At 72.8% G+C, this 3,383-nt stretch carries 5 protein-coding genes; 3 read left to right on the top strand and 2 right to left on the bottom strand.

The genetic code is table 11. From position 1 onward, the window contains the following. The 3 genes from QQK25_RS22495 to QQK25_RS22485 form a co-directional block, all read left to right on the top strand. A partial coding sequence (locus QQK25_RS22495; protein ID WP_284189972.1) for a TIGR03862 family flavoprotein occupies positions 1–792 on the top strand: 792 nt, incomplete at its 5' end. 37 nt (positions 793–829) lie between these two features. Further along, positions 830–1,069: a GlsB/YeaQ/YmgE family stress response membrane protein gene (locus tag QQK25_RS22490; protein ID WP_284189971.1), complete on the top strand. Its 240-nt coding sequence runs from the start codon at positions 830–832 to the stop codon at positions 1,067–1,069. Between the two features lie 96 nt (positions 1,070–1,165). Next, on the top strand, positions 1,166–1,747 hold the full coding sequence (locus tag QQK25_RS22485; protein ID WP_284189970.1) for a LysE family translocator: 582 nt from the start codon (positions 1,166–1,168) through the stop codon (positions 1,745–1,747). Here the strand turns inward: QQK25_RS22485 and QQK25_RS22480 are convergent. Beyond that, positions 1,744–2,586, bottom strand: coding sequence for an AraC family transcriptional regulator (locus QQK25_RS22480; protein ID WP_284189969.1), 843 nt, complete (start codon positions 2,584–2,586; stop codon positions 1,744–1,746). The genes QQK25_RS22485 and QQK25_RS22480 overlap by 4 nt on opposite strands. Continuing rightward, on the bottom strand, positions 2,567–3,383 hold an 817-nt coding region (locus QQK25_RS22475; protein WP_284189968.1), incomplete at its 5' end, for an SDR family oxidoreductase. The genes QQK25_RS22480 and QQK25_RS22475, both read right to left, overlap by 20 nt.

The raw sequence follows: 3,383 nt of genomic DNA, 5'->3' as shown, positions 1-3,383 counted from the left end.
AGCTGGGCCAGGCTCGGCTCCGACGGCGCGTGGGTGCCGTGGCTGGCCGACAAGGGCATTGCCGTTGCGCCCCTGCGCCCGGCCAACTGCGGCTTTCTGGTGGCCTCGCCCCGCGCCGCAGCAGGCTGGAGCGAGCACCTGGCGAGCCGCTTTGCCGGCCAGCCCCTCAAGTCGGTGGCAATGCGCCTGGCGGGCGACGCGGCCCCACCGCGGGTCGGCGAAGCCATGCTGACCGCCGACGGCATCGAGGGCAGCCTGATCTACGCCCTGTCGGCCACCATCCGCGAACGCATCGAGACCACCGGCGAGGCGTGGCTCGAGATCGACCTCGCCCCCGGCCGCCCGCTGGAGCGGGTGCAGGCCGAGGTCGCCCATCCCCGCGGCGCCCGCTCGCTGGCGAGCCACCTGCAGAGCCGGGTCGGCATCGCCGGGCTCAAGATGGCCCTGCTGCGCGAATGCGTCCCGGCCGACGACCTCGCCGATCCGACCCGCCTGGCTGCGGCCATCAAGGCACTGCCGGTGCGTCTGGTGGCGCCGCGGCCGCTGGACGAAGCGATCAGCAGCGCCGGCGGCGTGCGCTTTGAAGACCTGGACGACGGCCTGATGGTGAAGCGCCAGCCCGGCCTGTTCTGCGCCGGCGAGATGCTCGACTGGGAAGCCCCCACCGGCGGCTACCTGCTCACCGCCTGCTTCGCCAGCGGCCGGCGGGCCGGCGAGGGCGTGCGCGACTGGCTCGCGGCGGGGGGGCGGGCGTCACACGATTTAACGAGCCGGTCATCGGCCGGGGGCTAGAGTGGGCGCTCCCCCTCTCCCCCAAAGGACGTCCGCCATGCTTTCCACCATCATCATCGGCCTCGTCGTCGGTCTCGTCGCCCGCTTCGTCAAACCCGGCGACGACAACATGGGTTGGATCAAGACCATCCTGTTCGGCATCGGCGGCTCCATGGCCGCCACCTACGGCGGTCAGGCCCTGGGCCTGTACCAGGCCGGCCAGGGCGCCGGCTTCATCGGCTCGGTGGTGGGCGCCGTGGTGCTGCTGATCGTCGCCGGGCGGCTCGGCCTGAAGTAAGCCGCCCCCGCAGCCGGGCAGTTTTGTTCAAGACGCCCGGCAGACATCGCCGCTACCTTCGGGTTCGTACCCTGCGAACCCCTTCCGGTGATGTCCATGAACCTCGTCCTCTCGATGGCCGCCTTTGCGCTGGCGGCTTCCCTCTCCCCCGGCCCGGTGAATCTGGTGGCCCTCGGCGCCGGCGCCCGCCACGGCTTTCGGGCCAGCCTGCGCCACGTGACCGGCGCCACCGTCGGCTTCACCCTGCTGCTGGTGCTCACCGGCCTTGGCCTGCAGGAGATCCTGCTGCGCTGGCCGGGCCTGACCGACCTCGTGCGCTGGGCCGGCGTGGCCTTTCTGGTGTATCTGGCGATCCGCCTGGCGGCCGATGATGGCCGGCTCGCTGCCGGGCCGGCCGACGCGGGGCCGACGCTCGTCGCCGGCGCGGTGATGCAGTGGCTCAACCCCAAGGCCTGGCTGGCCGCGGTGGCCGGCACCGGCGCCTATCTGGCGGACGGCGATCCGGCCCGGGTGTGGCTGTTTGCGGGGATCTACTTCGTGATCTGCTACCTGTCGGTGGGCAGCTGGGCCTACGCCGGCGCCCACCTGCGCCGCCACCTGGACAGCCCGGCGCGCATCCGCGCCTTCAACCGCCTGATGGCCGCGCTGCTGGCGGGCAGCGCGCTGTTCCTGATCTAAACCGGGGCCCGGTACTGCCCCGGCGTGGCCGCCACCAGCCGCTTGAAGGCCCGGTGGAGGTGGGCCTGATCAGCAAAGCCGGCGTCGGCCGCGACATCGGCGATGGCGTGGCCGCGGCGCAAACGCGCCCGGCTGTAGCGGATGCGCCGGTCGATGAGAAAGGCGTGGGGCGTGAGGCCGTAGCGCCGCTGGAAGGCGCGGATCAGGTAGGACTCCGACAGGCCCGCGGCGGCGCAGATGTCGCCCAGGCTGAGGGGCCGGGTGCAGTTGTCGGCGATGAACTCGGCGGCCCGGGCGAGCCGGTCGTCGGCCTCTGCTAGCACGGCCGGCGCCGGATCCAGGCGGGCCTGCAGCAGGGCGACGAAGGCCACCGTCGCGCTCTCCTTTTCGAGGCGGTCGGCCTGCCCGTCGTGGAGCAGCGCCTGCAGGCGCATCAAGCCTTCGGCCAGCAGCGGGTCGCGGCTTGCCGCGGTGGCGAAGGGCTGGAAATCCCGCCCCTCCGGGAGCCCCAGCGTCGCCTGCTGACGGGCCAGCCACGCCGTATCCAGAAACAGCATGTGGTACGCCCAGGGCTGGCCATCCACCGGATTGCAGGCGTGCACGTCTTCGGGATTGACCACCACCACCGAGCCCGGCCCGACCCGCTCGCGCAGGCGCCCGTTGGCGTAAGTGCTGACGCCGCCGGTGATGACGCCGATGGAGAAGGTGTCGTGGGAATGGGGCGCGTAGCACACCCGCCGGCCGTCTTCCACCGAGCGCAGCTCGACATGGGGCAGCGCCGCGTCGCGCCAGAAGCGGGGCGCGGACGCAGCCGGCCGCTCAGCGTCCGCCGGCCACATCGAGGATAGCTCCGGTGGTGTAACTGGCCTCATCCGACAGCAGCCACAGCACGGCGCGGGCCACTTCTTCCGGCGTGCCGCCACGCTGCATGGGCACGCCCGGTGCCAGCCGCGCGACACGGCCGGGCTCGCCGCCGCTGGCATGGATTTCCGTCTCGATGAGGCCCGGCGCCACCCCATTGACGCGGATGCCCTCGGTCGCGACCTCCTTGGCGAGGCCGAGGGTGAGCGTGTCGATGGCGGCCTTGGAGGCGGCGTAATCCACGTACTCGCCCGGCGAACCGATGCGCGCCGCCCGCGACGACAGATTGACGATGGCTCCACCGCGGCCGCCGTGGCCGGTGCTCATGCGCCGCACGGCCTCGCGGGCGCACAGGAAGGCGCCGGTGATGTTGGTGGCGAAGACCCGGCTGAGGCGCGCGGCGTCCATCTCGTCCACGCGCATCTGACGGGCCAGGATGCCGGCGTTGTTGACCAGTGCGTCGAGCGGGCCGAGGCGGGCATCGCATTCGGCGAAGAGGCGCAGCACGTCGGATTCCACCGCCACGTCGGCCTGCACCGCGACGGCCGTGCCGCCGTGGCTGGCGATGTCGGCCACCACGGCTTCGGCGGCGCTGCGGTCGGTGTGATAGCTGAGGCACACGGCGTAACCCCGCACGGCGGCCAGCCGGGCGATGGCGGCGCCGATGCCCCGGGAGCCGCCGGTGACGAGGAGGTTCCGCGCCATCGCCAACGCCGTCAGGACTCGGTCTTGCGGGTCCGGCGGCGGCGGGCGGCGGGCTTGGCCTCGGCTGGCG

Source organism: Zoogloea oryzae (genome assembly GCF_030161255.1).
GTDB lineage: Bacteria > Pseudomonadota > Gammaproteobacteria > Burkholderiales > Rhodocyclaceae > Zoogloea > Zoogloea oryzae.
This window is presented reverse-complemented; position numbering and strand designations above follow the sequence as displayed.